The sequence below is a fragment of the Flavobacterium sp. genome (genome assembly GCF_031423415.1).
In the GTDB taxonomy this organism is placed as follows: Bacteria; Bacteroidota; Bacteroidia; order Flavobacteriales; family Flavobacteriaceae; genus Flavobacterium.
On record NZ_JANPFL010000176.1, the window covers coordinates 1 to 5,864 of the forward strand.

Annotated in this window: 5 protein-coding genes; 4 read left to right on the forward strand and 1 reads right to left on the reverse strand. The window is 36.8% G+C overall.

All coding sequences use genetic code 11. The annotated features are described in order from the left end of the window. Both RMO83_RS14955 and RMO83_RS14960 read left to right on the forward strand, forming a co-directional pair. A partial coding sequence (locus RMO83_RS14955; protein ID WP_310560501.1) for a T9SS sorting signal type C domain-containing protein occupies nucleotides 1-2,014 on the forward strand: 2,014 nt, incomplete at its 5' end. 53 nt (nucleotides 2,015-2,067) lie between these two features. Further along, the gene (locus tag RMO83_RS14960; protein WP_310560502.1) at nucleotides 2,068-2,298 is read left to right on the forward strand and encodes a hypothetical protein; all 231 of its coding nucleotides are present in this window, start codon (nucleotides 2,068-2,070) and stop codon (nucleotides 2,296-2,298) included. 266 nt (nucleotides 2,299-2,564) lie between these two features. Here the strand turns inward: RMO83_RS14960 and RMO83_RS14965 are convergent, their stop codons facing one another. Further along, a complete protein-coding gene (locus RMO83_RS14965) occupies nucleotides 2,565-2,996 on the reverse strand; it encodes a hypothetical protein (protein WP_310560503.1) in 432 nt (143 codons plus the stop codon). 226 nt (nucleotides 2,997-3,222) lie between these two features. On the opposite strand from RMO83_RS14965, the gene aroC reads away from it, so the two are divergent. Beyond that, nucleotides 3,223-4,284 (forward strand): chorismate synthase, encoded by a 1,062-nt coding sequence (gene aroC / locus RMO83_RS14970; protein ID WP_310560504.1) that lies wholly within the window; start codon nucleotides 3,223-3,225, stop codon nucleotides 4,282-4,284. A 71-nt stretch (nucleotides 4,285-4,355) separates the two neighbouring features. After that, the gene (locus RMO83_RS14975; protein ID WP_310560505.1) at nucleotides 4,356-5,618 is read left to right on the forward strand and encodes a cation:dicarboxylate symporter family transporter; all 1,263 of its coding nucleotides are present in this window, start codon (nucleotides 4,356-4,358) and stop codon (nucleotides 5,616-5,618) included. The last annotated feature ends 246 nt before the right edge of the window (nucleotides 5,619-5,864 follow it).

The following is a 5,864-nucleotide window of genomic DNA, read 5'->3' on the forward strand; positions in this document are numbered from 1 at the left end:
AGCTTCAAGTGGAGGAACAGGAACATTAACCTATTCAGGTGATGCAACCGCTTCTTTAACAGCAGGAACTTATAACTATACTGTAACGGATGCTAACGGATGTACTGCAACAGCAAGTGCAACAATCAATGCAGCTCCTGCTCAATTAACAACTAATGATACTCAAACGTCTTGTGATAGTTATACTTGGCCAGTTAGTGGTTTGAATTATACTTCCACAGGAATATATACTTTCAATACCGTAAATGGTAGTGGATGCACCGTTATTAATACGTTGAATTTAACAATCACGCCTTCAACAACAAATAATAATGTGACACAAGCACAACTAGGAGGTTCTTATTTATGGGCAACACCACTAGGAAATGGAATACTATATACAGTTTCTGGAGTTTATACTTATGTTGATGGTTGTAACACGGCAACATTAAACTTGACCATTGATTCCGCAACCACTTGGAATGGTTCATCTTGGTCTTACGGTCCTCCAACAGCATCAGTCGATGCGATTATTGCTGGGAATTTTAATTCTCCTGCAGACGGTGTAATCATTGCCAAAAAACTAACTGTAAACTCCGGAGTTCTTACCGTGAATTCAGGGAACCTGACTATAGTAAATGAGCTAATCAACAATGCCGGTGCCACAGCCGTTGTATTTGAAAACAATGCCAATTTAATTCAGACGGGTACTGCAACAAATACAGGTGCCATTACCGTAAAACGCAATAGTTCAGCACTGAAACTGTTGGATTATACCTTATGGTCATCGCCAGTAGCAAGTCAGAATTTATTGAATTTCTCACCAACTACGCTATTGAACCGGTTTTATACCTACAACACGGGTACCAATTTGTACAATGCAGTGCCAAGTCCTTCAACAACAAACTTCGCTATCGGTACTGGTTATTTGATTCGTATGCCAAGTTTAGCTAGTGCAAGCATTCCTACAGCTTATCCAGGAGTGTTTACAGGAGTTCCAAACAATGGTTCAATTGCAGTTACTCTAGTAAATAATGGAGTTGGAATGCGTTTCAATGCCGTTGGAAATCCGTATCCATCGCCTATCAGCATGGCACAGTTTATTTCAGACAATAGTACCAAAATTACTAGTACTTTGTATTTCTGGAGGAAAACAAATGGAACTTTGGGAGGTTCTTATTGTACTGTTAATAATGGAACATTTGTTTCAAACGGTCAAGCTCAAGTGTTTAATCCAAATGGAATCATTCAGACAGGACAAGGATTCATAGTAGAAGCTAAAAATGCTTCTACCAGCTTGACATTTAACAACGGACAAAGAGCCACCAATACTACTGGTCAGTTCTTTAAAACCAAACAAGTGGTAGAGAACAATAGAATTTGGTTGAACGCTACAAACGATAAGGGTGAATTCGCACAAATGGCGATAAACTATACTTCGGGTGCTAATCAAGGTGTAGATGAATTTGATGCTAAATATTTCAATGATGCTAAAACCGCATTAAACTCAGTACTTGACAATACCGATTATGCAATTCAAGGACGTGCGTTGCCATTCGACGGAACAGATGTAGTGCCACTGAGCTTTAAAGCTACAACAGCCGATACTTATTCTATTGCGATAGACCACGTAGATGGTTTGTTCGCTCTTGGAAAAGAAATTTATTTGGTAGATAAAACAACAGGAGTTGAAACAAATTTATCAACAAAATTATATACCTTTGTTGCAGCAGCAGGTACAGACAACACAAGATTTAGTTTGAAATTCCAAAAAACATTGAAAGTAGATGCGCCAGTTTTCGATGAGAACAGTGTTGTTATTTCAAGAAGCAACGGAATGTTAAATGTGAACTCAAAAACCATGGCCATCAGCGACATCAAAGTATATGACATTCAAGGAAGATTAATTGCTGAACGCAATAATGTAAAATCAAATACGGCTTCAATCAACAATTTAAAAACGGTGAATGAAGTTATAATTGTAAAAGTAACATTAGAAGACAGCAACATTGCAACTAAAAAAGTGTTGAACTAACAATTAAATTATAAAAATCTAAAAAAAATAATAAATTAATAAAAATGAAAAAAATGAAAAATACTGCATTAAAATTTTACATCACTGCGGCGTTCTTATGTTCTACATTTGCGCTATTTGCAGGTGGAGTACCTGGCGATGAGAGTGATACTGGCGATTTACAAGGTGGTGATGCTACTCCTCCTTCACCAATTGACAATTATGTTTTGGTATTGGCTATTGTAGGTTTGTTGTTTGCATACTTTAAATTCAGAAGTATGTACAAAAACAGCATACAAGGATAAAAACAAATTATTCTCTTTAATACAAAACCCTTTTCCAGTTTGGAAAGGGTTTTTGTGCTTGGAGTAGTTTGAAGCTACGACAAGGTTTGTGTCGTGCTCGACACTATTCTAATCTTTCACCATTTTTTTGCACGTTACAATCATAGCATGTGCTTGTGATACGTAAATCATCATTGCCCTAAGAAGTGTAAGCAAAATGTCTGCAATGAATTTCATTTAATAGACTGTAAATGAAAATATTATTGGTGGCTATAAATACCAATTTTCTAAAAAACATATCTAGCATTAAAGCCAAAACCACCAGTATGAAACTCAGTTTCTTTCACTAGCCATAGGGTTGGTCGCCAATCCAAACTCAAAACAATTGGAACTTCTTCAAAACGATATTCTAAACCAATTTCGCCGCTGGCTCCAAGGAAAAAATCATCATTAATTACCATTGATGGGCCAACGCCAACGTACCATTTTAGTGCTTGCCCATCTACTGGTTTGTATAGAAAATCCCAAAGTGCTTCGGTTCCAACGCCGCCGTCTCCAAACGAAACATCAGCATGAACTCTACTAAATTTTCCGAGTGCGAAAACAGCATCAACAGCTGCACTGCCGCCAGCTACGTCTCCTAGACGAAAACCTAATTCCTGAGCATTAGCCAATTGACTGGCACAAAATAGGACGAACAGGAAAACTATTTTTTTCATATTTTTTTGGTTTTATAACATATAACTTTAGTTACTAAAAAATAGTATAGTATAATTCAAATTTTTTTAGGACTCCTTTTTTATCCTTTAATTCAAAGTTGAAAATACAATCCAAAGTATAGCGTGGTTCAAATAATCAACGGTTTCTAAATTGCTTTTCAAAACTTCGCACTTTAAACTTTTAAACTTTGAACTAAAATATTATATTTGTTCAAAACTAATTATAATGGCAGGAAATAGCTACGGAACTTTATTTAGAGTAACAACTTTTGGTGAATCGCACGGAGAAGCTTTAGGCGGAATAATTGACGGATGTCCTTCGGGAATTGAATTAAATTTGGAAGCCATTCAATTTGAAATGTCTCGCCGAAAACCTGGACAATCTGCTATTGTTACTCAGCGCAAAGAACCTGATGATGTACAATTCTTATCTGGAATTTTCGAAGGGAAAACCACCGGAACCCCTATCGGTTTTATCATCCCGAATACCAATCAAAAGTCGGATGATTATTCGCATATAAAAGACAATTACAGACCCAGTCATGCCGATTATGTGTATGAGAAAAAATATGGCGTTCGCGATTATCGTGGCGGAGGAAGAAGTTCAGCCCGTGAAACCGCCAGTAGAGTAGTGGCAGGAGCGATTGCAAAACAAATGTTGCCATCACTAAAAATCAATGCTTTTGTTTCGTCGGTGGGACCGTTATTTATAGATAAACCGTATCAAGATTTGGATTTTTCGAAAATTGAAAGCAATGCAGTGCGCTGTCCCGATGAAAAAATGGCTGCCGAAATGGAAGAATACATCCGTGTGATCAAGAAACAAGGAGACACCGTAGGCGGAACCATAACGTGTGTGATTCAAAATGTTCCCATTGGATTAGGTGAACCCGTTTTCGACAAATTGCATGCCGAATTAGGAAAAGCGATGCTTTCTATAAATGCGGTTAAAGGATTCGAATTTGGTAGCGGTTTCTGTGGAGCACAAATGAAAGGAAGCGAGCACAATGATTTATATAACCCTGACGGAACCACTAAAACCAATCTTTCAGGAGGAATTCAAGGAGGAATCAGCAACGGAATGGATATTTATTTCCGTGTAGCTTTCAAGCCTGTGGCCACTATTATGCAAAAGCAAGAATCTTTAGATAACCAAGGAAATATTGCCGAAATGAAAGGTAAAGGTCGTCACGATCCGTGCGTTGTTCCTCGTGCAGTTCCCATTGTGGAAGCGATGGCGGCACTTGTTCTTGCCGATTTCTATTTATTAAACAAAACTTATTTATAATAGTTTTGGTGTTTAGTTTGTTATGTTCTGCGAACTGCAAACCGAATACTGCAAACTAAGCACCAAAAAAAATGACTCAAACTACATCCAAAAAATCTTCCTTTTTAGGAAATCTTACTGTTCAAATTGTTATCGCCATGCTTTTAGGAGCATTTTTGGGTATTTATGTTCATAATAACTATGATGCTTCTTTTGCAAAGGAATTTAGCGACAAGATAAAAATTTTAGCCACTGTTTTTATTCGTTTGGTACAAATGATAATAGCAGTGTTGGTATTCAGTACCTTAGTGCCGGGAATTGCTAAGTTAGGCGATATAAAAACCGTTGGTAGAGTAGGAGGAAAAGCGTTAGCTTGGTTTTTTAGTGCGTCGTTTATTTCACTGTTGATAGGACTGTTTTGGGTCAACATTTTAGAACCTGGAGTGGGACTGAATTTGTCCAATATCGACTTATCGGCAGCTGCAGAAGTAACGGGAAAAACGCAAAGTTTTTCTATTCAGAATTTTATCGAACACATTATTCCTAGAAGCATTGTTGAAGCCATGGCGAATAATGAAATCATTCAAATTGTAATTTTCTCCATCTTTTTTGGTTTGGCAGCAGCTTCAATTGGCACCTATGCAAAACCCGTAACTCATGGAATAGAAGTGTTGTCCCATATTGTCCTTAAAATGGTCAATTATGTGATGAAGTTTGCTCCGATGGGTGTTTTTGGTGCGATTGCTGGCGTTTTTGCCATAAAAGACTTAAACGAATTAGTGTTAACGTACATTAAATTTTTCGCATCTTTTTTAGTTGGAATTGGTTCTTTATGGGTTTTCCTTTTAGCAGTTGGATTTATTTTTCTGGGAAAAAGAATGAAAACTTTATTGCATTATATTGTTGGACCATTGATTATTGCCTTTAGCACAACCAGTAGCGAAGCGGTTTTTCCAAAATTGACCGAGGAATTAGAACGTTTTGGAATTAAAGACAAAATCGTTGCTTTTATGCTGCCTTTAGGTTATTCTTTCAATTTAGACGGTAGCATGATGTATATGACTTTTGCCAGCTTATTTATCGCACAAGCCTATGGGATTCATTTAGATATGGGAACTCAAATGACGATGCTTTTAGTCTTGATGTTAACCAGCAAAGGAATTGCAGGAGTTCCAAGAGCCAGTCTAGTTATTGTAGCTGCCACCTGCGGCATGTTTAAAATCCCAATCGAAGGTATTGCTTTGATTCTTCCAATCGACCATTTCTGTGATATGTTTAGAAGTGCTACTAATGTTTTAGGCAATGCTTTGGCGACCTCAGTAGTAGGAAAATTGGAGGGTGAGGATTCGGTTTAAGGATTAGCTTAAATGTATAATTTTTTTAAATACATTAGCATTTGGTTTGCTTTCTTCTTGGAGTGATTCTTTGTTATTGCATTAAAAATATTTTAAAGTATAATAATAATTAGTCAACCCTTAAAAAGAGCTATTTTTAATTTCCACAAAAATAGGAATATTATTTTCAGGATAGAAGTTGAACAAATAATTAAGCCAAAAAACAATTTGTTCCTTGATTTGGTTGAATCGGAGCTTAAAATTGTA

Bases quoted from the DNA above. Each gene is read 5' to 3' on its own strand.
- RMO83_RS14960 (WP_310560502.1), top strand. From the start codon at position 2,068: ATGAAAAATACTGCATTAAAATTTTACATCACTGCGGCGTTCTTATGT.
- RMO83_RS14965 (WP_310560503.1), bottom strand. From the start codon at position 2,996: ATGAAAAAAATAGTTTTCCTGTTCGTCCTATTTTGTGCCAGTCAATTG.
- aroC (WP_310560504.1), top strand. From the start codon at position 3,223: ATGGCAGGAAATAGCTACGGAACTTTATTTAGAGTAACAACTTTTGGT.
- RMO83_RS14975 (WP_310560505.1), top strand. From the start codon at position 4,356: ATGACTCAAACTACATCCAAAAAATCTTCCTTTTTAGGAAATCTTACT.